General features: G+C 58.0%; 25 protein-coding genes. 11 read left to right on the top strand and 14 right to left on the bottom strand.

Going from position 1 to position 25,577, the window contains the following annotated elements; translation table 11 throughout:
• Positions 1 to 6: 6 nt before the first annotated feature.
• Positions 7 to 1,557: a LysM peptidoglycan-binding domain-containing protein gene (locus JQR87_RS10830; RefSeq protein ID WP_407297295.1), complete on the bottom strand. Its 1,551-nt coding sequence runs from the start codon at positions 1,555 to 1,557 to the stop codon at positions 7 to 9.
• A gap of 100 nt (positions 1,558 to 1,657) precedes the next feature.
• Positions 1,658 to 2,437 carry a hydroxyacylglutathione hydrolase gene (gene gloB / locus JQR87_RS10825; RefSeq protein ID WP_407297297.1) on the bottom strand — a complete coding sequence of 260 codons (780 nt, stop codon included), beginning with the start codon at positions 2,435 to 2,437 and terminating at the stop codon, positions 1,658 to 1,660.
• Between the two features lie 112 nt (positions 2,438 to 2,549).
• On the opposite strand from gloB, the gene JQR87_RS10820 reads away from it, so the two are divergent.
• The 7 genes from JQR87_RS10820 (at position 2,550) to nudC (ending at position 10,474) form a co-directional block, all read left to right on the top strand.
• A complete protein-coding gene (locus JQR87_RS10820) occupies positions 2,550 to 3,305 on the top strand; it encodes a class I SAM-dependent methyltransferase (protein ID WP_407297299.1) in 756 nt (251 codons plus the stop codon).
• Between the two features lie 17 nt (positions 3,306 to 3,322).
• Positions 3,323 to 3,775 carry a ribonuclease HI gene (rnhA, locus tag JQR87_RS10815; protein WP_407297301.1) on the top strand — a complete coding sequence of 151 codons (453 nt, stop codon included), beginning with the start codon at positions 3,323 to 3,325 and terminating at the stop codon, positions 3,773 to 3,775.
• Between the two features lie 11 nt (positions 3,776 to 3,786).
• Complete coding sequence (gene dnaQ / locus JQR87_RS10810; RefSeq protein ID WP_407297751.1) at positions 3,787 to 4,548, top strand: DNA polymerase III subunit epsilon; 762 nt, start codon at positions 3,787 to 3,789, stop codon at positions 4,546 to 4,548.
• A gap of 112 nt (positions 4,549 to 4,660) precedes the next feature.
• A complete protein-coding gene (locus JQR87_RS10805; protein ID WP_407297303.1) occupies positions 4,661 to 6,913 on the top strand; it encodes an Orn/Lys/Arg decarboxylase N-terminal domain-containing protein in 2,253 nt (750 codons plus the stop codon).
• 195 nt (positions 6,914 to 7,108) lie between these two features.
• Entirely contained in the window at positions 7,109 to 7,921 is an 813-nt protein-coding gene (locus tag JQR87_RS10800; protein ID WP_407297304.1) for a crotonase/enoyl-CoA hydratase family protein, read from the top strand.
• Between the two features lie 37 nt (positions 7,922 to 7,958).
• Complete coding sequence (locus tag JQR87_RS10795; protein ID WP_407297306.1) at positions 7,959 to 9,641, top strand: ferrous iron transporter B; 1,683 nt, start codon at positions 7,959 to 7,961, stop codon at positions 9,639 to 9,641.
• Positions 9,641 to 10,474, top strand: a complete 834-nt coding sequence (gene nudC, locus JQR87_RS10790; protein WP_407297307.1) for an NAD(+) diphosphatase — start codon at positions 9,641 to 9,643, stop codon at positions 10,472 to 10,474. The genes JQR87_RS10795 and nudC overlap by 1 nt, the downstream gene beginning before the upstream one ends.
• On the opposite strand, the gene JQR87_RS10785 is transcribed toward nudC, so the two are convergent.
• Positions 10,442 to 11,224 carry a TSUP family transporter gene (locus JQR87_RS10785; protein WP_407297309.1) on the bottom strand — a complete coding sequence of 261 codons (783 nt, stop codon included), beginning with the start codon at positions 11,222 to 11,224 and terminating at the stop codon, positions 10,442 to 10,444. The two genes, nudC and JQR87_RS10785, sit on opposite strands and share 33 nt — an antisense overlap.
• A gap of 212 nt (positions 11,225 to 11,436) precedes the next feature.
• Here JQR87_RS10785 and JQR87_RS10780 point away from each other — a divergent pair, with 212 nt between their 5' ends.
• Entirely contained in the window at positions 11,437 to 12,084 is a 648-nt protein-coding gene (locus JQR87_RS10780; RefSeq protein WP_407297312.1) for a hypothetical protein, read from the top strand.
• A gap of 61 nt (positions 12,085 to 12,145) precedes the next feature.
• On the opposite strand, the gene JQR87_RS10775 is transcribed toward JQR87_RS10780, so the two are convergent.
• The 4 genes from JQR87_RS10775 to JQR87_RS10760 form a co-directional block, all read right to left on the bottom strand.
• Complete coding sequence (locus JQR87_RS10775) at positions 12,146 to 12,913, bottom strand: SDR family oxidoreductase (RefSeq protein ID WP_407297314.1); 768 nt, start codon at positions 12,911 to 12,913, stop codon at positions 12,146 to 12,148.
• Between the two features lie 27 nt (positions 12,914 to 12,940).
• Positions 12,941 to 14,008, bottom strand: coding sequence for a phosphotransferase family protein (locus tag JQR87_RS10770; protein ID WP_407297316.1), 1,068 nt, complete (start codon positions 14,006 to 14,008; stop codon positions 12,941 to 12,943).
• Between the two features lie 229 nt (positions 14,009 to 14,237).
• Complete coding sequence (locus JQR87_RS10765; RefSeq protein WP_407297317.1) at positions 14,238 to 14,552, bottom strand: SCP2 sterol-binding domain-containing protein; 315 nt, start codon at positions 14,550 to 14,552, stop codon at positions 14,238 to 14,240.
• A 63-nt stretch (positions 14,553 to 14,615) separates the two neighbouring features.
• Entirely contained in the window at positions 14,616 to 15,320 is a 705-nt protein-coding gene (locus JQR87_RS10760; protein ID WP_407297753.1) for a histidine phosphatase family protein, read from the bottom strand.
• A gap of 170 nt (positions 15,321 to 15,490) precedes the next feature.
• Here JQR87_RS10760 and sohB point away from each other — a divergent pair, with 170 nt between their 5' ends.
• A complete protein-coding gene (gene sohB / locus JQR87_RS10755) occupies positions 15,491 to 16,516 on the top strand; it encodes a protease SohB (RefSeq protein ID WP_407297319.1) in 1,026 nt (341 codons plus the stop codon).
• A gap of 11 nt (positions 16,517 to 16,527) precedes the next feature.
• Positions 16,528 to 17,523: a YhdH/YhfP family quinone oxidoreductase gene (locus JQR87_RS10750; protein WP_407297321.1), complete on the top strand. Its 996-nt coding sequence runs from the start codon at positions 16,528 to 16,530 to the stop codon at positions 17,521 to 17,523.
• A gap of 252 nt (positions 17,524 to 17,775) precedes the next feature.
• On the opposite strand, the gene JQR87_RS10745 is transcribed toward JQR87_RS10750, so the two are convergent.
• The 7 genes from JQR87_RS10745 to JQR87_RS10715 form a co-directional block, all read right to left on the bottom strand.
• Complete coding sequence (locus tag JQR87_RS10745) at positions 17,776 to 18,276, bottom strand: DUF934 domain-containing protein (protein ID WP_407297323.1); 501 nt, start codon at positions 18,274 to 18,276, stop codon at positions 17,776 to 17,778.
• The gene (locus tag JQR87_RS10740) at positions 18,260 to 19,918 is read right to left on the bottom strand and encodes a nitrite/sulfite reductase (protein ID WP_407297325.1); all 1,659 of its coding nucleotides are present in this window, start codon (positions 19,916 to 19,918) and stop codon (positions 18,260 to 18,262) included. The genes JQR87_RS10745 and JQR87_RS10740 overlap by 17 nt, the downstream gene beginning before the upstream one ends.
• 362 nt (positions 19,919 to 20,280) lie before the next feature.
• Positions 20,281 to 20,499, bottom strand: a complete 219-nt coding sequence (locus JQR87_RS10735; RefSeq protein WP_407297327.1) for a DUF2970 domain-containing protein — start codon at positions 20,497 to 20,499, stop codon at positions 20,281 to 20,283.
• 192 nt (positions 20,500 to 20,691) lie between these two features.
• Positions 20,692 to 21,135: a 3-phosphoshikimate 1-carboxyvinyltransferase gene (locus JQR87_RS10730; protein ID WP_407297329.1), complete on the bottom strand. Its 444-nt coding sequence runs from the start codon at positions 21,133 to 21,135 to the stop codon at positions 20,692 to 20,694.
• 70 nt (positions 21,136 to 21,205) lie between these two features.
• Entirely contained in the window at positions 21,206 to 22,525 is a 1,320-nt protein-coding gene (locus tag JQR87_RS10725; RefSeq protein WP_407297331.1) for a leucine-rich repeat-containing protein kinase family protein, read from the bottom strand.
• Positions 22,526 to 22,621: 96 nt separating this feature from the next.
• Complete coding sequence (locus tag JQR87_RS10720) at positions 22,622 to 23,668, bottom strand: RNA methyltransferase (RefSeq protein ID WP_407297332.1); 1,047 nt, start codon at positions 23,666 to 23,668, stop codon at positions 22,622 to 22,624.
• Between the two features lie 88 nt (positions 23,669 to 23,756).
• Entirely contained in the window at positions 23,757 to 24,905 is a 1,149-nt protein-coding gene (locus tag JQR87_RS10715) for an MFS transporter (RefSeq protein WP_407297334.1), read from the bottom strand.
• Between the two features lie 231 nt (positions 24,906 to 25,136).
• On the opposite strand from JQR87_RS10715, the gene JQR87_RS10710 reads away from it, so the two are divergent.
• The gene (locus JQR87_RS10710; RefSeq protein ID WP_407297336.1) at positions 25,137 to 25,439 is read left to right on the top strand and encodes a DUF1883 domain-containing protein; all 303 of its coding nucleotides are present in this window, start codon (positions 25,137 to 25,139) and stop codon (positions 25,437 to 25,439) included.
• Positions 25,440 to 25,577 lie beyond the last annotated feature (138 nt).

Here is a 25,577-nt window from a genome sequence, read left to right as displayed (position 1 = left end):
CGCAACCTAGCGGGGGATGTAGAGGGTCAGGGTTTGCCCCGGCTTGAGCATCGTAGTGTCCCTGGGGTTCCAGGTTTTCAAATGGTTGATCTGGACATTGAATCGCTTAGCGATGACGTAAAGCGAGTCGCCCTTTTTGACTTTGTAGTAAGTGGGCGCGGGCTTGGTCTGCTCGTTGTTGGCAGCGGCCTGGAGAAAAAGCGCTTGCCCCACCTTCAGGTTGCTACCAGCCAGATTATTCCAGCGCTGAAGATCACCAACCGAAATCTTTTGCGCCTTGGCGATGCTCCAGAGATTGTCGCCTTGGCGAACCCGATAGGTGCGCGGAGCTGGCTGGCTTCTCGCAACGGCGTGCAAAAGTTCTTGTGACTGGGCGGGGGCGGCTGGGCGGGGAATGCTCAACACCTGTCCGATTTGTAGTCGGTCACTGCGAAGACGATTAATGTCTCGGATGACATTAACTGAAAGCCGATGCCTGTTAGCGATCATGCCAAGGGTGTCGCCTGGCCGCACCTTGTACTGCTGCCAGTCAACCAGATCTTGCGGTTTCATCAGTGCTAGGTTGGCCGCAAACATCTCGGCTTTGTCGCTCGGGACGAGCAGGTGTTGCGGGCCATCCAATGTAATGCGCCGGGTAAAGGCAGGGTTCAGCTGGTAAATCTGATCTTCGTCCACATCCACCATGTCGGCGACTCTGGCGAGGTCCATCCGTTGTTTCAGAGCGACTACTTCGAAGTAAGGCTCGTTGGCGATCGGACTTAGGTTCAACCCATATGCCTCAGGGCTTTGCACCATTTGCGAAAGGGCGAGCAGCTTGGGCACGTAATCGCGGGTTTCGCGAGGTAGGGGTAGATTCCAGTAGTCAGTCGGCAATCCAAGCTTCTGGTTACGTTCGATGGCTCGGCTGACGGTTCCTTCACCTGCGTTATAGGCTGCCAATGCAAGCAGCCAGTCGTCACCAAAGAGGCCGTGAAGGTAGCTCAAATAGCGCAGCGCGGCGGCAGTGGACGCCGTGATGTCGCGTCGGCCGTCGTACCAGCTCGTCTGTTGCAAGTTGAAATGTCGGCCAGTCGAAGGGATGAACTGCCACAGTCCAACTGCCTGAGCTGGAGAGTAGGCGAAGGGGTTGTATGCACTTTCAATAATCGGCAGTAGCGCTAACTCAAGAGGCATATCGCGCTCTTCGAGCTGCTCAACGATGTAATGAATGTAAGGGCTGCCTCGCTCACTCGCCATCTCAATGGATTGAGGTCGGCTGGAAAAGAGCAGGCGCTGCTGTTCGATTCGCGGGTTGCTGTCCAGATAATCCTGTAGCTCGAATCCCTGCCTTATTCGGTCCCAGATGTCAGCATGGCTTGGCGCCAACGGCGGTGTGTCTGTGAGCCACAGCGTCTCGTCTATCTCTGGCTCTGCGCGCGTTTGGGCGACGTCATCGATAGCGACACGGGATGCGTTGCTTTGGCAGCCGGTAATAGCGAGACAGATTGCCAGCGCGAGGGCCCGGCCGGAGGCTGCCAAGGCGTCCGGCTGTGGGCTGTTCGAAGTGTCAGACGGCATTGGCTAATGGGCTCCGGACGCGCAAATTCGGGCGAGTTTAGGAATGCGGTCCTGACCGGTCAACCCAACGGAGCGGTTTTTGGGCACTGGTCGAGCATCGTCAGAAGCTGTCTTTCCAGGCTCGGAGTGTTGCGAATACGGCTTCCGGGGTATCCAGTGAGCGTCCCGCATGGTGGCTTGCCGCAGCAGCAACCAGGGGCTCGGTACAGCGAAGAAAAGGATTGGTCGCCTGTTCGGTGCGCAAATCCGAAGGCAGCGTTATCTGTTTCGCCTCGCGTAAACGCGTGACCTTTTCGAGACGCTCACTGATGGATGCGTTGCCGGGTTCGACTGCTTGGGCGAACGTCAGGTTGGAGAGGGTGTATTCGTGGGTGCAATACACCTTGGTTAGCGCCGGCAGCGCCGCGAGCCGCTGCAAGGAGTCGAACATCTGGGCGGCAGTCCCTTCGAAAAGGCGACCGCAACCAGCAGCGAACAGGGTGTCTCCGCTCAACAGCCAGGGCTCTTGGGCATCACCGTAGAAATACGCAATATGGCCGCTGGTATGCCCGGGGACTTCGTAAACCTCCAGATCGTGGTCAAGAATGCTTATCCGTTGGCCATCGACCAAAGCGACATCCCTTGCAGGAATATTCTCAGTGGCGGGACCGTAGACGATCGGCCCGTACTGGGTCTTGAGCTGCTGAACACCTCCCACGTGGTCGTGGTGATGGTGGGTAACGAGAATGTCGGTCAGTTGCCAACCGGGGTGGGCCTCGAGCCAAGCCTGAACCGGGGCGGCATCGCCAGGGTCCACAGCTGCGCAGCGTTGTCGCTGAGTATCTTGAAGCATCCAGATGTAGTTGTCGGTAAAGGCGGGCAGGGCGTCTATCTTCAACATAAGCACGGGTCGCCAAGTCAGTGGTAAAAGCGCATCCTAACAGCCGAGCTAGCAAGGTGGGCTGATCTGGATTCTGGATCGGCTCTGCCGAATCGATGAACGGAGCCCAGCCATGAGCGAGTCTTGTATCAAGTCAGACGAACGTTGGTTGTCGCTCGTGGGTGAGGCCAGTGGCTGGTTCGATGGCCCATCGGGGCGGCAACTGTTGGAGCATGAGCAACGCGCGATCAGCCGAGAGTTGTCGCGGTGTTTCGGCAGTTATCTTGTGCATTATGGGCCTTTCGCCAATTCTCCAATCGAACCGCAGAAGATCAAGCGTAGCGTTCGTTTGGGGCCGCCGCTTCCTGGGGTCGAAATCGTTTGTGTAGAGCAATCCTGGCCGATTGGTGAACATGCCGCCGACGTCGTAGTCGTTCAGCATGGCCTGGATTTCAGCCTGTCGCCACATGCCCTACTGCGCGAAGCCGCCCGCAGCGTTCGCCCGGGTGGACATTTGTTGATCATAGGGGTGAATCCCTGGAGTGCCTGGGGTGCGTCGCGCTTGCTGTCGCGCAAAGCCTTTCGGCATGCACGCTGCATTCGTCCTACGCGAGTGGCTGATTGGCTGAACCTGCTTGGATTCTCGCTGGAGAAACGCCAGTTCGGGTGCTATTGTCCGCCGCTTTCGTCGAGCCAGTGGCGGGCGCGTTTATCCGGATTGGAAAGCGCGGGTCAAAGGTCGCAGGTGCCGGCCGGCGGTTTCTACCTGCTAGTGGCACGAAAGCTAATGGTGGGTCTGCGACCAGTCCGGCAGAGCCGGCGCGAGCGCATGGGGCAACTGCTGCCCTTGCCGGTGGCGAAGGTAAGCCGCCGCGACGCTGATCACTAATGAGTGAAGAACCCTTAATGAGCGAAGAAACGGTCGAGGTCTATACGGACGGCGCCTGCAAAGGCAACCCAGGGCCCGGCGGCTGGGGCGCGCTGCTGATTTACAAGGGCGTGGAGCGTGAACTCTGGGGCGGCGAAGCGGAAACCACCAATAACCGAATGGAATTAATGGCGGCGATCCGGGCGCTGGAAGAGCTGAAACGGCCGTGCCAGGTCAGGTTGGTGACCGACTCCCAGTACGTCATGCAAGGCATTAACGACTGGATGCCGAACTGGAAGAAGCGCGGCTGGAAGACGGCCGCCAAGCAACCGGTCAAGAATGCCGACCTGTGGCGCCTGCTAGACGAGCAGGTCAATCGTCACCAGGTGAGCTGGCAGTGGGTCCGAGGCCACACCGGGCACCCTGGAAACGAGCGTGCCGACATCCTGGCCAACCGTGGCGTAGTGCAGGCAAAACGACAAACCGTTTGAGTGAGTGAATGATGCGTAGCGTAGTACTCGATACCGAAACCACCGGTATGCCGGTCTCCGATGGTCATAGGATCATCGAGATCGGATGTGTCGAAGTTATCGGCCGACGCCTTACCGGCCGGCACTATCACGTTTACCTGCAGCCAGACCGTGAAGTGGACGAGGGTGCCATTGCGGTGCATGGCATTACCAACGAGTTCCTGACCGACAAGCCTCGGTTCAAGGACGTAGCCGATGAGTTCTTTGAATTCATCAAAGGTGCTCAGCTGATCATTCATAACGCGGCGTTCGACGTCGGGTTCATCAACAACGAGTTTGCGTTGCTCGGCCAGCAAGACCGCGCCGAAATCAGTGATCATTGCAGTATTCTCGACACCCTTTTGATGGCCCGTGAGCGTCATCCAGGCCAGCGCAACAGCCTCGATGCTCTGTGTAAGCGGTATGGCGTCGACAATTCCGGGCGAGATCTGCACGGCGCTTTGCTCGATGCCGAGATTCTCGCTGACGTCTATCTGACGATGACAGGTGGGCAAACCAACCTGTCCCTCGCGGGCGACGGTGCCGATGCCGAAAATGGCGGTCGCCAACAGGCGACGCCGATCCGTCGACTGCCAGCCGACCGCGCCAATACTTTGGTGATCCGCGCCACTTCGGAAGAGATCGCTGCGCATACGGCGCGCATGCAAGCCATCGAAAAGGCCGCCGGCGCCACGCCTTTGTGGGTTCAGTTGGATCAGCCCGTCACCAGCGAGGCTGAAGCGCTTCCAGTTTGAGACTGTGATTGTGGCGAGGCAAAAGGCGTGTCTGGCTGGTGCAAGTGAATTCTCGCTTGGTGCTTGGGTGCGAAGCTTCTACGCTGGAGAGGAACGTCTCTAGGAAGTGGCTATGTACAAAGACCTCAAATTCCCGGTCCTTATTGTTCATCGCGACATCAAAGCCGATACCGTCGCGGGTGAGCGGGTACGAGAAATAGCGGCTGAGCTCGAGCGGGATGGTTTCCACATCCTTCCAACTGGAAGCGCGGCAGAAGGCCGCATTGTTGCGTCTACCCATCACGGGTTGGCCTGCATTCTGGTTGCGGCTGAGGGCGCAGGCGAGAATCAGCGGTTATTACAGGATGTGGTGGGGCTGATCCGGGTGGCACGGCGGCGTGCACCTCAGCTGCCTATCTTTGCCCTTGGTGAACAGATCACGATTGAGAACGCACCCGCCGAGGCGATGGCGGATCTGAACGAGCTGCGCGGACTTCTCTATCTCTTCGAAGACACTGTCCCGTTTCTGGCCCGGCAGGTCGCTCGTGCTGCCCGAAGTTATCTCGATGGTCTGTTGCCGCCGTTTTTTCGCGCGCTCGTGCAGCATACAGGTGACTCTAACTACTCGTGGCACACGCCGGGGCATGGCGGGGGTGTCGCCTTTCGCAAGAGCCCGGTAGGGCAGGCATTCCATCAGTTCTTTGGCGAAAACACGCTGCGCTCCGACCTATCAGTATCAGTGCCTGAGTTAGGCTCGCTGCTTGACCATACCGGCCCGCTGGCAGCTGCCGAGGCCCGTGCGGCTCGCAACTTTGGTGCTGATCACACTTTTTTCGTGATAAATGGCACCTCGACTGCGAACAAGATTGTCTGGCACTCAATGGTGGCGCGAGATGACCTGGTGTTGGTGGATCGCAACTGCCACAAGTCGATTCTGCACTCGATAATCATGACGGGTGCGATTCCCCTGTATCTAACACCGTCACGCAACGAGCTGGGCATCATTGGCCCAATACCTCTCGAAGAATTCTCGCCGAAATCGATACAGGCCAAGATTGCGGCTAATCCGCTGACGCGGGGACGTTCGCTTAGAGTGAAACTGGCCGTGGTAACCAACTCGACGTATGACGGCCTTTGCTATAACGCGAACCTGATCAAGCGAACCCTCGGCAACAGCGTAGACGTCCTGCATTTCGACGAAGCCTGGTACGCCTACGCTGCCTTCCATGAGTTTTATGACGGCCGCTACGGGATGGATACGCGAGAGCAGGGGCCTCTGGTGTTTACCACGCATTCGACGCACAAGGTTCTGGCTGCATTCAGTCAGGCTTCGATGATTCATGTGCTCGACAGCGAGCAGCGCCAGCTGGATCGTGATCGCTTCAACGAAGCGTTCATGATGCACATATCCACATCCCCGCAATACGGCATCCTCGCTTCGCTCGATGTTGCCTCCGCAATGATGGAAGGTCCTGCGGGTCGCTCTCTGATCCAGGAAACGTTCGACGAGGCGCTGAGCTTTCGACGTGCACTGGCGAACCTCCGGCAGCATTTGGCTCCTGAGGATTGGTGGTTCAGTATCTGGCAACCATCCGCAGCAGATGGCGCTGACGAGCTGGTAACAGGCGACTGGCTGCTGGAGCCGGAAGCTGACTGGCATGGGTTCGGTGATGTGGCGAGTGATTATGTGCTGCTGGACCCGATCAAGGTCACCCTGGTGACGCCCGGGCTCACCGCTGGAGGCAAGCTCAACGACTGGGGGATACCCGCTGCAGTGGTCAGCAAATTTCTGTGGGAACGGGGTCTGGTCGTCGAAAAGACAGGTCTCTATTCGATATTGGTGCTCTTCTCCATGGGAATCACCAAAGGCAAGTGGAGTACTCTGCTGACAGAATTGCTCGAGTTCAAACGGCACTACGACAACAACGTGCCGCTATGTGATGCATTGCCATCAGTCATGCAGGCTGGCGGGAGCCAGTACACCGGAATGGGACTACGTGACCTATGTAATTCGCTCCATGATTGTTATCGGGACAATGCCACAGCCAGAGCGATGCGCAGGATGTATACAGCGTTGCCGGCCCTGGCCATGAAACCGGCCGACGCTTACGACAAGCTGGTCCGGGGCGAAGTCGAGGCCGTTCCCATCGAGGCGTTGGAAGGCCGTATCGCCGCGGTGATGCTTGTACCCTATCCGCCGGGCATACCCTTGATCATGCCAGGCGAGCGTTTCACCTCAGAAACGCGCTCCATACTCGACTACCTCTCTTTCGCACAGCGATTTGCGGCTCGCTTCCCCGGGTTCGATGCTGACGTGCACGGGTTGCAGCACGAGGAGCATCCTGATGGGGCGCGTTATACGGTCGATTGCATACTTGAAGCGTAATGCTTCGCGCGTCATTCAGCGGCAATCACTGAATGTCAAAGGTGTTGATGTGCCACCACGTGGGCTGCTTCACATCGTCCCGCATCGACTTTCACTCGGTGGTTGTTATAGTTGTTCGGCTGAGAACGGCTCTTTTGCTACAGGGCTGTCCAACCCGTCCAGGCCCTTAGTGCCTCGGCTGTCGAGGATGATAGCGTGACCGAGTACCAAGCCTTCCGTGTGGAACTGAAGGACAGGATCGCTAGAGTAGCGATCAACCGACCTGACAAGGTCAACGCCATGAATGCGGCCTTCTGGGCTGAGATCGTCGATATCTTCCAGTGGATCGACGATACCGACGACATCCGGGTTGTGGTGTTGTCGGGCGAAGGCAAGCACTTTTCAGCTGGCATCGATCTGCAGCTGCTGTCGCAGGCCGCGACGCAGCTGGGCAGTGATGTGGGGCGTAATGCGGAACGTCTACGTCGACAGATTCTGAAACTTCAGGCTTCGTTCAATGCGGTCGACAATTGTCGAAAGCCGGTCATTGCTGCCATTCAGGGCTATTGCATCGGCGGCGCGATCGATCTGATCGCCGCTTGCGATATGCGCTACAGCACGGTCGATGCTCAGTTTTCCATCAAGGAGATCGACATGGGCATGGCTGCGGATGTCGGCACGTTGCAACGCCTGCCCCGGATTATCGGCGACGGAATGATGCGCGAGCTCGCCTATACCGGACGTACCGTTGATGGTCTAGAGGCGAAGACCATCGGCTTGGTCAACCAGACCTATGCTGACCAGTCGACACTGATGACTGCCGTGCTGGCGTTGGCGGCCGAGATAGCTGAAAAATCGCCAGTGGCGATCCGAGGCACCAAGGAGATGATTCGCTACATGCGTGACCATCGTGTCGATGACGGGCTCGAATACATCGCAACCTGGAACGCGGCAATGCTTCAATCGGCTGACCTCAAGGTGGCGATGGCTGCCTACATGAACAAACAGAAACCGGATTTCGCTGACTGATGCATCATCTTAACGTTGCGCGGGAGGCGCGCTAGGCATGGTTACCGGAGCTACTTCACTCAGCCTGGTTCGTGATGAGCTATTCGCGACCATGGAGGAAGCCGAGCAGAGCCTCGAGCATTTCATCATCGACAGAAACAACAGCAGCCTACTGCAGCAAGCTGTCGAGAATCTAAAGCAGGTGCGTGGCACCTTGCGACTCATCGAACTGACCGGAGCCGAGCTGCTTGCGCAGGAGATACTGCAGCTTGCCACCGACATTCCTGTTGGCGCTGGCGAGGAGCGGGATAGTCAGCTGGCGGCGCTAAGCAATGCGTTGTACGTGCTGGGTCGCTATCTGGAAAGCGTTGATGCCAGCCGCCAGGAAATGCCGGAGCTGCTGTTGCCCCCAATTAACGCCTTACGGCTCGTTAGCGGACAGGCTCCGTTGCCCGAAAGCTTCTTTTTCAGCGTCCGGCTCGATCACGCGCGCCCGCCGATTGCGGGAGCGGTACGAGAGCCCGCTGAGCGAGCAATCGAAGCGCGGCGGTTGCGGCAAATGTATCAGGTCGGTTTGCTGGGCTTCATTCGTGAAGACAATGCTTCAGCGAGTCTCAAGCTCATGGGGCGAGCGCTGAGCCGGTTGGATCTGTTGTTCGCCAACACCCCAGGCGGCCGTCTGTGTTGGCTGGGTAGCGCCGCATTGGAGGCGCAGCTGGATGGGCAACTGCTACCGCGGCAATCGCGCAAACAGCTTTTTTCCAGGCTGGACCGTGAGCTTCGTCAGCTCATCGGCGTTACAGGCTATGAGCCGCCGCGGGTTCTGCTCAAAGAGCTGCTTTATCTCGTTGCCCTCGCTGAAAGTAGCGGCCCGTTGGCAAGCGAGGTCCGCGAGACTTTCACGCTCGGCTCGCTCCCCTTCACGGATCACCTTCTCGAAGATGAGTCCCAACGGCTGGCGGGTCCCGGCCAGGCCGTGATGCGCTCCCTGTCATCGGCGATCCGCGAAGAGCTGGCTAGTCTCAAGGACCTGCTGGATCTAATCGAACGGCAGACGGCTCCACCCGAGTCGTACGCCAATCTTCACAGCTTGCTCGGCAAGCTTGCGAAGACGTTGGGCATGGTTGGCCTGTCTTCGGCTTCAAGCACATTGCAGGCACAGCTTGCAATAGTCTCCAACTGGAGTGCTGCGCAACTACCCGATTCACAAGCGTTGCTGAAACTGGCCGATGCTGTGCTTTACGTCGAGAGTATGGTTGCTAGCCTGGAGCGCGGTGAGCGGTATGAAGCTCGCCCACAAATAGCGCAGCCCGGGCAAGAGGCCGAAGCATTCGCCAATCATCAGCTCACCGAGGCCTGCATCGTGGTCATTGGCGAGGCGACTGCCGGTCTTGCGTTGGCCAAACGAGCAATCACTGCCTATCTGGAGTCCAACGGAGAGAAGCTGCATTTGGCCAATGTCCCGTTCAGCTTGATGGCCGTTCGTGGTGGGCTGCGATTCCTCGAGCAGGATCGCGCTGCTGAACTGATTGGCGCATGCGCTGAGTTCATTCAGAAAGAGATGCTAGAGGGGATGCAAATGCCGCCAGAGCAGATGCTCGAAACGCTCGCCGATGCCTTGACCAGCCTTGAGTATTACCTGGACGGTGGAGCGATACTGCGACGCGACGATTCGCGGGTGAGTGTCCTCGACCTGGCGACCGAAAGCGTTCGAGCGCTGGGTCTGCCGGTGGCGGCCTGATGAGTGTGCGCTGGCAGCCTGCATTGCTTGATCCTGCCGGCGACGGTGGATGGGCCGTGGTGCACTGCCAGCAGGGGTTTCTGTTCGATTCCAACGGCGTCCTATTCCCAAGGGGCTGGCTGAAGCGCCTCGATCTGCCTTTGCTCAGCGAGCAGGGGCTGGGGCACTTCGACGGCGATCAGGTATTTCTTCTTGAGCTTGCGCATCCGGTGGCGGTGCCCGGTGCCGCCTGGCAGGGGCTGCGGCAGTTCATGCTCCAGGACGAGGACACTGAAAAGTTTCGGATGCTTGGTTTTGCCGCGCAGATCGGCACATGGGCCAGCCAGCACCGCTATTGCGGAAGTTGCGGCAACCCGATGCGTCAGCTGGCCCACGAGCGCGCAATGCGGTGCGAAAGCTGCGGTATTCATCACTATCCACGCATTTCACCCAGCATGATCGTTCTGGTCACCCGTGGCGATGAATTGCTGCTAGCACGGTCCCCGCGTTTTGCCCCAGGCGTCTACAGCACTCTGGCGGGGTTCGTTGAGCCTGGGGAGTCGGTCGAGCAGTGCGTCCGGCGAGAAGTGCATGAGGAAGTGGGTGTGTCGATAGGCGAACCTCGGTACATCTGCAGTCAGGGCTGGCCTTTTCCTCACTCTTTGATGCTTGGCTTCCATGCCGAGTATGCGTCCGGAGAAATCGTGATGCAGCCTGAGGAAATCGAAGACGCCGGCTGGTTTTCCATCCATGATCTGCCTGCGCTGCCGGCTCCCAAGTCCATCGCCCGCTATTTGATAGATTTGTATCTGGCTCAGCGTTTAGGCCGTCCCGTACCAGTGTTGCCAGGCTAACCGCACGCTTAGTATCAGGACCACCGAGATGAATATGGGTCGGATGAATTTCGATCCCCCTTGGATAGCGGTTCTTGCGCCAAGGTAAGCACCGATCATCAAGGCGACTCCCATACCGATGCCTAACACCCAGGCGACGTGTCCGCTAATGATGAACACGGCCAGTGCAACGCCATTACTAACGAAGTTCATGGTCCGCGCCACGCCGCTCGCCTTTAGCAGGTCGAGTGGATAGAGCAGCATCGTGCTGACGGTCCAGAACGCTCCGGTACCGGGCCCTGCTACGCCATCGTAGAATCCCAACGTTAGCCCTTGGGGCCATTGCCAGCGCTTGGCTATTGGCTCAACGTCTGCCCGCGGTACGGTTGGCATTCGCCCAAAAAGCAGATACACGCCGCAGGCGAAGACAACCAAGGGCAAAAGTTGATTGAGCCAGCGTGCGGGAATGAAATGGGCAAATCCCGCACCTAGCGCTGCCCCTAAGGCCGTAGCTGCCAGTGCGAGTCGCCATTGACTGGGGTGGAAGAGCTTTCTCCGATAGAACGTGTAGCTAGCCGTGGCCGACCCAAACGTCGCGCACAGTTTGTTAGTGCCGAGAACCAGATGCGGCGGCAAGCCAGCAGTGAGCAGCGCGGGCATCGTCAATAGGCCGCCTCCACCTGCAATCGCGTCGATAAAGCCGGCAAGAAACGCAACGGCGAGCAGGGCGGCCAGAACCAACGGGTCCATGGTTAATTCAAGCATCAGCATTCGAGACTACTCAAGGAATCGGCGAGGCGAACGGCGCATGATGCCTACTGCGACGAGGCAAGCCAATGGCAAACCTGCGAAAGGCTGTGCTTGCGCTCGTTCATAAGGCGAAACGGCAGAATGTCGACTCGTCTCCACTGTTCCGTTCTGATACTGGCTGCTCCAATAGGCGGTATCGATAATGCCCCGTCTGATTATGAGGGGCGTGGTCAATGCAATATCTTGGACTCGCAGTAGTCGTCGCGTTAGTTGCGCTGCTCAGTGCACTGATAGCGGTGCGCATCCTGGCAGGTGGCAGCTGGCTGTTAGGCTGGTTGCGCGGAACGGCTGGAATGCTGGTGCTTGCGCTTGCTGGATTGGTTGGTTTGGTCGCCTGGGATGTGAAGACCTATACGCCGCTCGACCCGATAAAGCCGGTGGCTTCGTTGAGCTTTGAGGCCGATGGTCAACAGCGCTACCAGGTGAGAATCGAGGAAGGACAGGACATACGCTATGTCACGCTGGAAGGCGATTTATGGCAGCTCGACATGCGCGCGTTTCACTGGAAAGGTCTTGCAGCGCTCATCGGGCTAGAGCCTGGCTACCGGCTGGAGCGGCTCTCAGGGCGCTACCTTGCCGTTGAGCAAAAGGATCAAGGCCCACGTCCGTATGTGAGGTTGGCGAGCAGCAAGGCGGGGGTAGATCCCTGGGAGTGGCTGCAGCGCTGTCGGTGCGCGTCTCTGCTGATTGAGCCCATACTGCGAAGAGTGAGCTTTTTACCGATAGCAGATGGTGCTGTATATACGGTGGAGATGGCCCCGACCGGCCTGCTAGCGAAACCGGCGAGTCCTGCAGCAGAGCAGGCGATGATGGAATGGTAATGCTGGGGTTGTGACCCTAAAAAGGGAACCTACGGGTTCCCTTTTCTGTTTCGGCTGGGTGTCAGGCGAGATAACCACCGTCTACGTTGAGCGAAAGGCCCGTGGTATAGCTCGATGCATCGCTTGCGAGATAGAGCACAGCGCCTGCCATTTCGCTTGGGTCAGCGACACGGTGCAGCGGTATGTGGCGTAGCGCCTCCTCACGGATCGAGTCGTTTTTGACCAGCGCCGAGGCGAACTTGGTGTCAGTGAGGCCCGGCAGCAGCGCGTTGCAGCGAATGCCTTGCGGGGCACACTCCTTAGCGAAGGCCTTGGTCATATTGATAACCGCAGCCTTGGTAACCGAATAGATGCCTTGGAAGTTGCCCGGCGTGACGCCATTGATGGAGGCCACATTGATGATGCTGCCGCCGCCATGCTCTCGCATCAGCTTGCCAGCCTCGACGGACATGAAGAAGTAGCCGCGTATATTCACGTCCACTGTCTTCTGAAAAGCTGAAACGTCGGTGTCGAGTATGTGGCAGAACTGAGGATTGGTAGCGGCGTTGTTGACCAGAATGTCGAGCCGGCCGAATTGCTCTCGAATCTGAGCGAAGACAGCTTGGATCTGTTCCAGCTCGCCGATATGGCAAGCGATCGCTGTAGCTTTGCCGCCGCTGGCATTGATCGAGTCCGCAACGGTCTGGCAGCCATCGATTTTACGGCTGGAAACAATCACGTGCGCCCCTTGCTGGGCCAGCAGTTTGGCGATTGCCTCACCGATACCTCGGCTGGCGCCGGAAACGAAGGCAATCTTGCCGTCCAGGTCGAACAGGGTGGTCTTGCTCATGGAAGGGTTTCCTCTTGGTGAGCTGTTTTACAGCTTCGAGTTGTTGATCACCTGCAGGCTCACTTGTTCAAGCAGGGCGTTCATCTGTACGAATCGGGCGAATCGCTTGTCCTTGGTCTGGCCATGGAAGTAGCGGTAATAGATCTGTTGGACGATAGCCGCCAGGCGGAACAGGCCGTAGGTGTAGTAATAGTCAAAATTGTCGATGCGAATGCCGGCCTGCTCGGCGTAGTAATTGACAAATTGCTGGCGAGTCAGCATGCCGGGCGCATTGCTGGGCTGCCTCCGTATCAGTTGCATAGGCTTGGGATCGGTCGCTTCGATCCAGTAGGCAAGCGTATTGCCGAGGTCCATAAGCGGGTCGCCGATCGTGGTCATCTCCCAATCTAAAACGCCGATGATCTGCATCGGATTTTCGGGGCTGAGGATGACGTTATCGAAGCGGTAGTCGTTATGCACGATGCCGGGCTTCGGGTGGTCCGCTGGCATGTTGTCGCGAAGCCAAGCCTTTACGGGCTCCCATTTCGGCGCGTCAGCCGTCATGGCGCGTTCGTAGCGGTCTATCCATCCGCCAATCTGGCGCTGTACGTAGCCTTCCGGCTTCCCAAGGTCTCCAAGCCCGCAAGCTTGGTAATCGACGTTGTGCAGATCAACCAGCTTATCAATGAAGCTTTTGCACAGCGTGGTGGTTTGCTCGGGCGTCAAACCCAGCTCTTGGGGCATGTCTTCACGCAGGATGATGCCTTTGACGCGCTCCATGACATAGAACTCGGCGCCAATCAACGTCTCGTCCGTGCAGTGGGTATAGGCCTTGGGGCAGTATGGGAAACCAGCGTTAAGCTGGTTGAGGATGCGATACTCGCGCCCCATGTCGTGAGCCGACTTTGCCTTTTGACCAAACGGTGGGCGGCGCAGGACAAGTTCATGATTTGGGTATTTCAGAAGATAGGTCAGGTTGGACGCGCCACCAGGAAACTGTGAGATGTCCGGTGTGCCTTCGAGCCCGGGAATGTTGGCCTTCAGGTACTGGTCGATGACCACATTGGGCAGTTCTTCACCCTCGCGGATGCGGCTGGTCTGATCTGTAAGCGCCATGCTTTTCCCTTCTACTTATAATCACTGCTCGACAATGGCGGTAGCTGCGCACAGCGCAGCAAACTCTGTCCCATGATCTACCGAGGTCTTCCGATTACCAAGCAAACCGCCTCGTTATTGGCTTGCGTGTTGGCTCGTAATCAAGGTGCCTGATGCGTGATCGTCTTGAAAACAGGGCATAAAAAAACCGAAGTCGGAGAACTTCGGTTTTTCTGTTTCGTTGCGTATATCAGGACGGGAACAATTCACTCAGCTTCAACGCGAGCATCATGTCGCCTTCGGCGCGTAACTTGCCTGCCATGAATGCCTGCATGCCATCAGTCTCGCCGCTCATAACGCCTTGCATGGTTTCGCTATCCATGATCAGCGTAACGTTGGCATCAGCAGACTCACCTTTATGAAAATCGCAGGTGCCGTCCTTGACCACGAGATAGTAGTTCTCAGCATCCGTGATGTTGAACTGGAACACGAGATCCAGGCCGGCAGCTGCGCTCGGGTTGAATTTAGCCTTCATGCCCTGAATGGTTTCGTCGACGTTGCTCATCAGATATTCCTTTTACCGTGGAAAGGAGCAGCCAAAGGCCGCGGTTGGGTTTGGAGTTGGAGCTTATCGATAGGTGACAAGCTCCGGACTTTTCAACAGCTCCAAATGTGAATGGCTGTTGAAGGATGCAAGAGCCAGGTCCCGATCACGAAACTTAACGTGGCTGAGCGAGGTATTGACGATCTGCCAGTTCAGCTCGAATGCTTTGATGGGGGCAACGCCGATAATGAGTTGGAGTAATGCCGTGATGGTCCCGCCGGAAGTGAATATTGCTATGCGGTCCTTCTTTTTTGCCTGATCAAGCAGCCGCGAAAGCCCCATCTGAACCCCGTCGACGAAGCTCTGCCAGCTGACGAGCCCGGCTTTTTCATGTTCGCCCGAGACCCAGCGCCCGATAACGAGGCTGAACAACCGCTGAAACTCGGCGCGGTGGTTCGCTGCATTGCGGAACACCTCCATCGCGTGGGGTTCGACGGCCAATAGATCCTGCATGTGGGCTCGGATCACTTCGTCGGCATGAAATTCATTGAATGCGCCGTCGACTTCCAATTCGAGTGACGGTCCACCATCCATTCTTTGCAGTGTGGTTCGGGCGGTATCTTGTTGCCGCTTCAACTCGCCGCTGACGCAGCGGTCAAAACGTACGTTCAGCCGGTTGAAATAGTCGCCAAGCGCAGCTGCCTGCTGGAAGCCAAGCGGCGACAGTACGTCGTAATTTTCTGCGCCGAATGACGCCTGACCATGTCTGATCAGGTAGATACTGCCCATGCCGTGCTCCGGAAGGCTGTTTTTCGCGAGGGTAGGGGGATCGATCATTGGTGTCAACGATAAATCATACGTTTGTTTGAATCGCGCGTGGCTGGCTCCGTCAGGTGTCCAGTCGGTATGCTTGAACGGTTTACGCCGTTGTCGGCGATTGAAAAATCCGAGGAGGATCTGTGGAATTTCTTGCTGACTATGCAAGCTTTCTGGCGAAGACCGTGACGCTGGTCGTCGCGATCATCGCAGTGCTTGTTGCGATCGCTTCGCTGCGCCGTGGGCGTAGCAAGCAAACGAGTGGTCATCTGGAGGTGACCAAGCTCAACGACTTCTATAAGTCCATGCGCGAAAGGCTTGAGCAGTCGTTGATCGAAAAAGACCAGCTCAAGTCGCAGCGTAAGCAGGAAGCAAAGGCTGCGAAACAAGCCAAGAAAGACCCTGAGAAGCGGCCCCGGGTGTTCGTGCTCGATTTCGACGGCGATATCAAGGCGTCTGCAGTCGACAACTTACGTCACGAAATCACTGCGTTGCTGACCCTGGCGACGCCACAGGACGAAGTTGTCCTGCGCCTCGAAAGCGGAGGTGGAATGGTTCACGGCTATGGCTTGGCAGCGTCGCAACTGGTGCGTGTTCGGGATGCTGGGGTTCCGCTGACCGTTTGCGTCGACAAGGTTGCGGCCAGTGGCGGGTATATGATGGCTTGTATCGGCCAGAAGATCCTGTGCGCACCCTTCGCCATACTCGGTTCGATCGGAGTCGTCGCGCAGCTTCCGAACGTTCATCGGCTGCTGAAAAAGCACGATGTCGATTTCGAAGTTCTGACCGCGGGTGAGTACAAGCGGACGCTTACGGTGTTTGGCGAGAACACCGAGAAAGGCCGCGAGAAATTTCAGGATGACCTCGAAACGACTCATGAGTTGTTCAAGAACTTCGTGGCGCGCTACCGCCAACAGCTATCAATCGACGACGTGGCGACCGGTGAGGTCTGGCTGGGTATCGCAGCGGTAAGCAAACAATTAGCGGACGAGCTGAAGACAAGCGACGAATACCTGGCTTCACGCGCGGAGAAAGCGGATCTATTTCAGCTGCACTATGCCCAAAGGAAAAGCCTTCCAGAGCGATTCGGTATGGCGGCAAGCGCCATGGTCGAACAGAGCCTGATGAAAGGCTGGTCGCGATTGAACGAACAACGATTCTGGCAATGAGGAGGACTCAGATGACGAGCTTCAAGGCACTGCAAACCAGTGAGAACAACGAAGGCCGTTTCCAGACGAGCATCGTCGAGCGCACTACAGACGAGCTGCCAGCGGGAGAAGTGCTGATTCGTGTCAGCTATTCCTCTCTCAACTATAAGGATGCGCTTTCAGCCAGCGGCAACCGGGGCGTGACCCGTAATTTCCCCCACACGCCGGGTATCGATGCGGCTGGAACCGTGGCGGAATCCAACGTTGCTGAATTTTCCAAGGGCGATGAAGTGATCGTCACCGGCTATGACCTGGGTATGAACACGGCGGGAGGGTTCGGCCAGTACATCCGGGTGCCGGCCAGCTGGGTGATCAAGCGGCCATCGGGACTTTCGCTGCGCGACGCGATGATTCTAGGCACAGCGGGCCTCACCGCGGCGCTTTGTGTCGACAAGCTAGAGCAGGCGGGCCTGGAAGTCGGCGGCGCCCCCGTGCTGGTAACAGGTGCAACGGGTGGGGTCGGTAGCATCGCTGTCGCGCTTCTTGCTCACATCGGCTACAGCGTTGCGGCAGTGACTGGAAAGGCGGACCAAGCCGAGTTTCTCAAGGCGCTTGGTGCGAGCCAGGTCGTTGAGCGGTCCTCGATCCAGGCGGGCGTCGAGAAGCCCATCCTCAAAGAGCAATGGGGTGGAGCCGTAGACACGGTGGGCGGCGATATTCTGTTCAATGTCGTCAAGTCCCTGCAGCGCGGCGCGAGCGTTGCGTGCTGTGGCCTCACAGCGGGTACCGGGTTCCAGGCCAATGTCCTTCCGTTCATTTTACGGGGCGTAAATTTGCTGGGCGTTGACTCGGTCGAGATCCCCCTTGTCGTCAAGGCGTCCATGTGGGACAAGCTGTCGGTGCAGTGGAAACTGCCGAACCTGGACGAACTGGCGCGTGAAATCTCTTTGCAAGAGCTTCCCGCAGAGATTGAGCGAATCCTCGCAGGGCAACAGGTCGGCCGTATGCTGGTGCGTCTGGGCGATTAAAGGCTGACCGCATCCTATGGGAATCATAGGCATATCTGATTTCGCCGTTTCGTTAGTTTGAGCGAATCTATCGCTACTTCCACCGAGATCGCAGGAACCGGATATGAAAGCATTGGCAAAGAAGCTGAAAGAAACGTTCGGCAAGAAAGGAGGCTCTGCAGAAGCTCCTCTTGATCACCCGAATTTCTGGATGTACCAATAATGAAAACCCGCCGATTGGCGGGTTTTCTTTTCGCTGGCTAGCACCGACGCTTAACCCTGGCGGCGCCGGAATAACGGAAGCGGCTCGTCAGCGGCGCACTGGTAGGTGACCGAAAAGTCCTTCAGGCTCTCCAGCGCATCGTAGGGGTCTCGGTCCGGGCGTATCGCGAAGGCGTCGAAGCCGCAACGGCGCATGTAGAACAACTGATCGCGCAGCACATCGCCAATGGCTCGAATTTCGCCCTTGAAACTGTATCGCTCGCGGAGCAATCGGGCGCTCGAATAGTGGCGACCGTCTGTAAAGGCGGGGAAGTTGAGCGCAACAACCTGAAAGTGCTCAAGGTCGTCAGCTATTTCTTCGACTGCTTCGTCGGCGTCTAGCCATATACCCAACCCACCATCGCGCACCTTCAGCGCGTGGGAATGGTCGAGCCAGAGCTGGAAGGGCACGATCAGGTCGTCGCAATTGGACAGGCCGTCGAGGGTCACATCCTTGGGCAGCAAGTGCCAGGTCTCGTCGACGACCTGGCCGTCCTTAATTATTCGCTGCATAGACGCGCTCCTTGAAGGGGTCGATGCCGATTCGGCGGAATGTGTCGAGAAACTGTTCATCTTCGGTACGTTGCTCCACATAGACGCCGATGACCTTTTCAATCACATCGGGCATGACGTCCTGAGCGAACGATGGACCCAATATCTGGCCTAGGCTCGCATTGCGTCCGGAGCTGCCGCCGAGCGAGACCTGATAGAACTCGGCGCCTTTCTTGTCCACCCCGAGGATGCCGATGTGACCCACATGGTGGTGGCCGCAGGCATTCATGCAACCTGAGATATTGAGGTCGATCTCCCCGATGTCGAACAGGTAGTCCAGATCATCGAAGCGACGCTGAATGGCTTCGGCGATCGGGATCGATTTCGCATTGGCCAGGGAGCAGAAGTCGCCACCCGGGCAGCAGATGATGTCGGTCAGCAGACCAATGTTCGGCGTTGCCACGCCCAGGTCACGCAGCTCGTGCCACAGTTCGAACAGACGAGACTGTTCAACATCCGCTAGGATCATGTTCTGTTCGTGAGAGTTACGCACTTCACCAAAGCTGTATCGGTCCGCCAGATCTGCAATGGTGTCGAGCTGCTTGTCAGTCACGTCGCCTGGGGCGACGCCAGTACTTTTCAGCGAAAGCGTGACCGCTGCGTAACCAGGCTTCTTGTGAGCGACGACATTGCGCTCGCGCCAGCGGGCAAAGCCCGGGTGTTCGGCATCAAGCTGGGCGAGGGCCGCATCCTGGTCTTCCAATTGCTTGTAAGCAGGGTCCACGAAGAACTTGCTGATTCGCTCCACCTCGGCTTCTGTCAGCGTGTTGAGGCCATCCTTGAGATAGGACCACTCGGCCTCGACACGCTCAGCAAAGACTTCTGGCGTGAGCGCCTTCACCAGAATCTTGATGCGCGCCTTGAACTTGTTGTCGCGGCGCCCGTAGCGGTTGTACACACGCAGGATTGCATCGAGATAGGTGAGCAGATGCTGCCAAGGTAGGAACTCGTTGATGAAGCTGCCTACGATTGGCGTACGACCCAAGCCTCCGCCGACCGATACACGGAAGCCCAGCTCACCGGCGTCGTTCTTGACGGCTTCGAGACCGATATCGTGCACCTCGATGGCGGCGCGGTCGCTTACGGCACCATTGACTGCAATCTTGAACTTGCGGGGAAGAAACGCGAATTCCGGATGGAATGTCGACCACTGGCGGATGATCTCACACCAGGGGCGCGGGTCGATGAGCTCATCCTTGGCGACGCCCGCGAATTGATCTGTAGTGGTATTGCGAATGCAGTTGCCGCTGGTCTGGATGGCATGCATCTGCACGGTAGCCAGCTCGGCGAGAATATCGGGTACGTCTTCCAGTTCGGGCCAGTTGAGCTGCACATTTGTGCGGGTACTGATATGAGCGTAGCCCTTGTCATACTTGCGAGTGATGTCGGCCAGCTTGCGGATCTGGGTAGACGACAGCAACCCGTAAGGCACAGCGATGCGCAGCATCGGTGCATAGCGCTGGATGTACAGACCGTTCTGTAGGCGAAGCGGCAACAGTTCTGCGTCAGTCAGTTCTCCGGCTAGATAGCGGCGAATCTGGTCACGGAACTGACGCACGCGATCCTCGATGATGTGTTGGTCATACTGGTCGTATACGTACATAAATGTCCTGTTGTTCAGGCTGTCTACAGCTTCTGCGCGCACGGCCGCGCACCCGTTGATGGGAGGCCGGCACGATACCAGTTAGCGGTTATGCGCAAAAGTGATGTTTGGGAATATGTTTAGAACGAAACGCCAGCGTTTGAGCATTTCAAGCAGTCACCTTGAGCGCTTCGAACACATGGTCTTAACTGCAAGCAACATCACTTTCAGTTGCTAGGGGCAATGCCATGTCAGAACATTCTAGCCGTCATGGTAGCGACAGTCGCGCGGACGCTGCGGCGATCTTCTGTCTCATTATGCTCGTAGTCGCGACGGCAGTGTTCTGGGTCAGCCACCAGTGACTCAGCCGCTCAACGCTCCGTTCATGTCCCCACAAGGTACAGCACGAGCTTGACCACCCCTAGAATGACCAGCACGAACGTAACGGTGAACCCAAGTCCGAGAAGAATGAAATGGCTGGGTTTTCCGTGGGTGAAGTCACGCTCTCGATTCTTTCCGCTTTGGACGCCCAACGCGCCGGCGAGCGTACTTTGTAGCATCTGCCGCAGCGTGAGCGATTTGGGTTTCCTTTGTTCGGTCATGGCTGTCTCCGCGGAGCCGACTGCGTGGAGTCTAGTCTGCAATCAACCGACTGGCGCGCTTCGACGACTGGCCGCCGCGAATACCGCTTACTTCAAGGGCGACCCTCGATATGCATAACCTTCACAGCCTGGCGCAAGCGCGGTGAAACACCGAGCTGCGTGACCTTGGTCCGGGTGAGCCCGCAATTCACGTCACCCCTTGAACCAGTCCCACAGACCGAGTGAGTAGTTAGGCAGCAGGTTGATGCCAAGCGCCGATTTGACGAGGTACAGCGCGACCAGTCCTACCAGGGCGGAGAAAAACAGGAACGCGGTGATCACCCCGGCCTTGGCGGCAAGCGAAAGGCTACGTTGGGCACGAGAAAGGTTTCGCTTGTTTCGCCCACCCACCAGTACGAAGTAGTACTGGTTGCTCCACAGGCTGAATGTGCCGCGCAGGTCCAGCTTGTGCTTGGCCCACGAGCGGGTCGCAAACGCGTTGCGCAGCGCGTCCAGCTGTTGCGGCGTAAAGCTTTCGCGCAGCTCTTCGGGCAGGCGCTGTTTGAGTCCTGCCACGAACGGATCGTAGCTGGCGCCAACGTTGCCCGCGTTGGGGTAGGGGACTTGGGCTTCGGTATCTGTTTCGGGGGCGTGCATAGCGTCAGGTTGCCGTCGGTAATAATGGGTACAGCAACACATGCAACTAACCAGCCGGATCGCGTCTGCGCTATCGAATGCTCGCCAGTTTTTCAGCTAGAAGGTCGAACATCGGCCGTTCGCCTGGATCTTCAACAAGGCAGTTCTGTTTCATGATGGCCAGCTGTCGGAGCCGCTCGTCCTGCTTGGCCAGGTCACAACGGGCGAGTAACTCGTCCAGCAAATAGCCGAACGCACGGCTTTCCAACCTTATCAGCGCCTGACCGCGCGGGGTTTCGGGGTCGAAGAACGATGCAGCGCCAAAGTCACTGAGCAGCGTCTGGCCATTCGGATCAACCAATAGGTTATGTGCATACAGATCGCCGTGCAGAATGCCGCGCTGGTGAAGATGGTTGATAGCTGACGCGGTAGCCTTCGCGATTCGAAGGACCTCCCCGGCAGAAAACCGGCGCTCGGGGGCATAGCAGTCTCGCGTGCAGCTGGCCAGAGAGGGTGGGCCGGCCAGCACGTCGTAGGACGGGTCGATGAGCTCCATCAGTAACCCAGGCAGCTCATCGACGCGATTGGCCAGTGGCCCTGCGACTCGGACCAGGTTGGGGTGCTCACCGGCCGCGATGCAGGCCGCCATCTCGCTATGGGGAAGTCCATCACTGGTCAGGTTACCCTTGAACAACTTGGCAGCCATGGCGCGCGGAGGCTGACCGGGTTCACGCCAGTCGGCGCGATGGATAACCCCCGAGGCTCCCTGGCCCAGCACCTCAAGCAGTGAAATGTGTTCGCGCTTGATCGGGGGCAGCGGATGCTGCGTCAGGGTCTGCGCTTCCATTTCATCGCTGAACGGATTGCCAGCGAACGCCAGCCAACTCAGGCGAGGCATCGAAAGCAGCCACTCAGGCAAAGCAGGCAAGCGATTGGCCGCGATGCGCAGCAGTTCGAGTGAGTGACAGTTGGCAAGCGTTTCGGGTAACGCCTGTAACTGATTGCCAGCAAGCATCAATTTCTGCAGGTGAGCGCAACGGCCAATCTGGTCCGGCACCGCCTCGAGCTGGTTATCGGTCAGGATCAGCCAGCGCAGCTTGAGCGGCAACGCTTCGGCGGGCAGGTGACGGATGCGGTTGGCCTTGAATCCAACCATCTCAAGGTTAGCGCACCGACCGATCGAGGCAGGTACTTCGGTAAATAGATTGTCCGAGCAAAACAGGATTCGCAGCTTGTGCAAGCGTGACAGATCGTCTGGCAAGCTGCTCAGGTGGTTCCCGGACAGGTTGAGCACTTCAAGGCTGTCAGCCAACTCGAAAATGGCGTTCGGAAAGGTTTCGAGTCCTGCGGACAAGTCCAGGCGAGTCGTGCCAGCAAGTTCGCCGCGTTCGAGTTGTGCCAGTGTATGCATGCTGATCTATCCGTGATGGGCCGAGCGGGCTGTATGTGGCGCTAGAAAAGACAATCCGGTCGGACAATCTCTGCATCGGTGTGTTCAGTCTGCCCGCTAGGGAACAGGCGTATCTGCAGCTTGGCCACGTGCGCGCACAACGCGTTCGGCACGGGCGCGTAGTTGTCCGCAGCCACCATCAATGTCCTGCCCAGCCGAATTGCGGACCTTGGTCAGTACGCCATTTTCGTGCAGATAGCGCATGATCTGGTGAATACGATGTGCCTCAGGTCGCTGAAACTCATCGTCGTCGAGGCTGTTGTACGGGATCACGTTCATGATTGCGAACTTGCCGCGAAGCAGCCGAATGATTCCGTCCATCTCCTCCTGGCTGTCGTTGATGCCCTTGAGCAAGGTCCATTGATACTGAATGGGATAGTCGATGAGCCGTGCGTAGGCCTCACCGAGCTCGACCAGCTCTGCGGGCTCGAAATAAGGCGCCCGGGGTAGCAACGCTCGCCGCAGCGTTGCGTCGGTACTGTGCAGCGACAAGGCCAGCGCTGGTTTCACCTGCTGTCGGGGCAAACGCTCGAACACCCGAGGATCGCCAACCGTAGAGAACACCAGGTTCTTGTGTCCGATACCGCCGTCGGTGCCTAAAAGATCAATGGCGTCGAGCACGTTGTCCAGATTGTGCGCAGGCTCGCCCATGCCCATGAAAACGACCTTCTTGACCGGCCGGAAGCGACGGGCGAGAGCCACCTGGGCGACAATTTCAGCGCTGCCCAACTGGCGGAGCAGGCCGCTTTTGCCGGTCATGCAGAAAACGCAGCCCACGGCGCAACCGACCTGGCTCGATACACACAGACCGTCGCGGGGCAGCAGCACGCTTTCGACCATCTGCCCGTCTGCCAGCGCCACCAGCAGCCGGGCAGAACCATCGGACCCTGGATGTTCGGAGCACAGGCGCACAAGCCCCTCGATCGTCTCGTTGATCGCATGCAGGCCGTTGCGCACGGACAGTGGAAGGAAGTCTTCCGTCCGTTGATGACGTGTGCCGGTATCCAGCGGTTTGCCGTTCAGCCAGGCACGGGTCACCCGGCCGATGTGGATGGGCTTGGCCCCGATTGAACTTAGCTGCTGATGGAGATCTTGAATGCGCATAGGGCGGGCATTCTAGCCAAACGTCATCGGCCGGTCTGTAGCCCGTTGCGCGAGACTTGGGGCTGGCCTCGGCCGTTCTGCCGGACGGCTAATCCTTGAACCGATGGCTGCCCAGCGCCAGCACGATCAAGAGCGCCGCGAGAAGGGCGAACGCCAGCGTCAGCGATGCATAGTGCGCAATCACCCCGATCAATGCGGGGCCTGCGAGTACACCTGCAAAGCCAATCGTGGTCGCGGCGGTAATGGCCTGGTGTACGGGCATGACCTCCTGTCGGCTCAGCGACGAAATCAATACCGGTGACACGTTGGCACAGCCAAGCCCGCATAGTCCGTAACCGAGCAGAGCCAACCCCCAGTGCTCGGTCAGAATGGTCAGGCCGATACCGAATGCGGCGAGCAGCCCGCCCAGGCCGATCACTCGTGCTGTACCCAAGCTGTTGACCACTGGCGCCCCGGCGAAACGTCCAACTGTCACCATCAAGGCGAAACTGGCATAGCCAAGGCCGCCTTTGGCGGTTTCAAGCGCCTTTTGCTCCGTCAGGTAAAGGGCGCTCCAGTCCAGCACTGCACCCTCGGCCAGATAGACGATGAACGTCATGGCGCCGACCAACAGCACCGCGCCTGTTGGACGGATGAACGCGACCCCGCCGGCTGGTGCTTTGTCCCGGAGATAGCCGGGCGCAACGGCGAAGTTGGCAAGCGCGATCACGGCGATCATGAGCAACGTGCCTGTACCCGGTGCCAGGCCCAGGGTCAGTGCTGCAGTGAGAGCCAGCGCGCCGCTGATCGAACCCAAGCTGAACATGCCGTGGAAGTTCGACATGTGACGCTTGCCAGTATCACGCTCGATTACCACACCCTGAATGTTGAGCACCACGTCAATCACACCCAGGCTGCCGCCGAAACAGAAAAGCGCGAGGGCCAGCACCGCAATTGATTGGGTGAAGGCTATGCCCAACAGGGCAAACAACAGCAGGACGACACTGCAGATCACAACGGGACGGATCCCGCGTCGTGTCACCAGCAGGCCGGAAAGTGGCATCCAGGTCAGCGAACCGATACCGATGCAGAGCAATAGCGTGCCGAACAGCGCGTCGCTCATCTCGATACGCTCACGTACATACGGCACCAGGGGAGCCCAGATCGACAGACCGAACCCGGCCATGAAAAAGCCGACACGTGTCGCCCGGCGCGCGACCGGGGAGGCGGCATCGAAGGGCTTGGTCGCCGCAGACATTGTCAGATTTCCTTGTTTCAAACTGGGGTGGCGCTTGGGACGGCTGCGGCGCGCATTGTGTCAAATAACCGCAGCGGGAGCCCGTTTTCGATGACGGTCGCCCGGTTCCCGTCAGATGTGACTGTCACAGGCGTCCAGCCATCTCGGCGCCTGTGACTGTCACAGGCGTCCAGCCATCTCGGCGCTCATGGTAATCTTTGTATTTGCCTACACCGGCCCTTGGAGCGGTACATGAAGTTCATCCACCAGCGCGAACACCTTAATGAAGATGATTTCGTGATCATCGAATGTTCGCAGCCATGCAACATCCGCCTGATGAACGATAAGAATTTCCGTAGTTTCAAGAATGGCGGCCGGCATACCTACCACGGCGGTGCGTTCGACAAATTTCCGGCTCGAATCAAAGTCCCCAATACAGGCTTCTGGAACATCACCATCGATACGGTGACACGCAGGGCCATCAGCGTCACGCGCAAACCGACGCTGACCCACTCGATCAAGATCGTTCGTAATTCGCCCTCTGAGCTCCGTTGATCCGCTTGTTTCAGGAACAAGCTCCGGATTCGTGCAATCGCGCCTTTCCCATCGGTCGGACACTCGTCAGCGCCTCTGAACCCTTCAATCTCAAATCGATCAAGATAACTTCATATAAAGATTCTTTTGTTGGAGTTA

It is taken from the genome of Stutzerimonas stutzeri (genome assembly GCF_051028275.1).
GTDB classification, from domain to species: Bacteria; Pseudomonadota; Gammaproteobacteria; order Pseudomonadales; family Pseudomonadaceae; genus Stutzerimonas; species Stutzerimonas stutzeri_AS.
This window is presented reverse-complemented; position numbering and strand designations above follow the sequence as displayed.

Bases quoted from the DNA above. Each gene is read 5' to 3' on its own strand.
- JQR87_RS10765 (WP_407297317.1), bottom strand. From the start codon at position 14,552: ATGAGCAACGTCGACGAAACCATTCAGGGCATGAAGGCTAAATTCAAC.
- gloB (WP_407297297.1), bottom strand. From the start codon at position 2,437: ATGTTGAAGATAGACGCCCTGCCCGCCTTTACCGACAACTACATCTGG.
- JQR87_RS10710 (WP_407297336.1), top strand. From the start codon at position 25,137: ATGAAGTTCATCCACCAGCGCGAACACCTTAATGAAGATGATTTCGTG.
- JQR87_RS10775 (WP_407297314.1), bottom strand. From the start codon at position 12,913: ATGAGCAAGACCACCCTGTTCGACCTGGACGGCAAGATTGCCTTCGTT.
- JQR87_RS10735 (WP_407297327.1), bottom strand. From the start codon at position 20,499: ATGACCGAACAAAGGAAACCCAAATCGCTCACGCTGCGGCAGATGCTA.
- JQR87_RS10780 (WP_407297312.1), top strand. From the start codon at position 11,437: ATGCAATATCTTGGACTCGCAGTAGTCGTCGCGTTAGTTGCGCTGCTC.
- JQR87_RS10770 (WP_407297316.1), bottom strand. From the start codon at position 14,008: ATGGCGCTTACAGATCAGACCAGCCGCATCCGCGAGGGTGAAGAACTG.
- JQR87_RS10785 (WP_407297309.1), bottom strand. From the start codon at position 11,224: ATGCTGATGCTTGAATTAACCATGGACCCGTTGGTTCTGGCCGCCCTG.
- JQR87_RS10730 (WP_407297329.1), bottom strand. From the start codon at position 21,135: ATGCACGCCCCCGAAACAGATACCGAAGCCCAAGTCCCCTACCCCAAC.
- dnaQ (WP_407297751.1), top strand. From the start codon at position 3,787: ATGCGTAGCGTAGTACTCGATACCGAAACCACCGGTATGCCGGTCTCC.
- JQR87_RS10760 (WP_407297753.1), bottom strand. From the start codon at position 15,320: ATGGGCAGTATCTACCTGATCAGACATGGTCAGGCGTCATTCGGCGCA.
- JQR87_RS10830 (WP_407297295.1), bottom strand. From the start codon at position 1,557: ATGCCGTCTGACACTTCGAACAGCCCACAGCCGGACGCCTTGGCAGCC.
- JQR87_RS10715 (WP_407297334.1), bottom strand. From the start codon at position 24,905: ATGTCTGCGGCGACCAAGCCCTTCGATGCCGCCTCCCCGGTCGCGCGC.
- JQR87_RS10725 (WP_407297331.1), bottom strand. From the start codon at position 22,525: ATGCATACACTGGCACAACTCGAACGCGGCGAACTTGCTGGCACGACT.
- JQR87_RS10750 (WP_407297321.1), top strand. From the start codon at position 16,528: ATGACGAGCTTCAAGGCACTGCAAACCAGTGAGAACAACGAAGGCCGT.
- rnhA (WP_407297301.1), top strand. From the start codon at position 3,323: ATGAGCGAAGAAACGGTCGAGGTCTATACGGACGGCGCCTGCAAAGGC.
- JQR87_RS10720 (WP_407297332.1), bottom strand. From the start codon at position 23,668: ATGCGCATTCAAGATCTCCATCAGCAGCTAAGTTCAATCGGGGCCAAG.
- JQR87_RS10740 (WP_407297325.1), bottom strand. From the start codon at position 19,918: ATGTACGTATACGACCAGTATGACCAACACATCATCGAGGATCGCGTG.
- JQR87_RS10795 (WP_407297306.1), top strand. From the start codon at position 7,959: ATGGTTACCGGAGCTACTTCACTCAGCCTGGTTCGTGATGAGCTATTC.
- nudC (WP_407297307.1), top strand. From the start codon at position 9,641: ATGAGTGTGCGCTGGCAGCCTGCATTGCTTGATCCTGCCGGCGACGGT.
- JQR87_RS10805 (WP_407297303.1), top strand. From the start codon at position 4,661: ATGTACAAAGACCTCAAATTCCCGGTCCTTATTGTTCATCGCGACATC.
- JQR87_RS10820 (WP_407297299.1), top strand. From the start codon at position 2,550: ATGAGCGAGTCTTGTATCAAGTCAGACGAACGTTGGTTGTCGCTCGTG.
- JQR87_RS10745 (WP_407297323.1), bottom strand. From the start codon at position 18,276: ATGCAGCGAATAATTAAGGACGGCCAGGTCGTCGACGAGACCTGGCAC.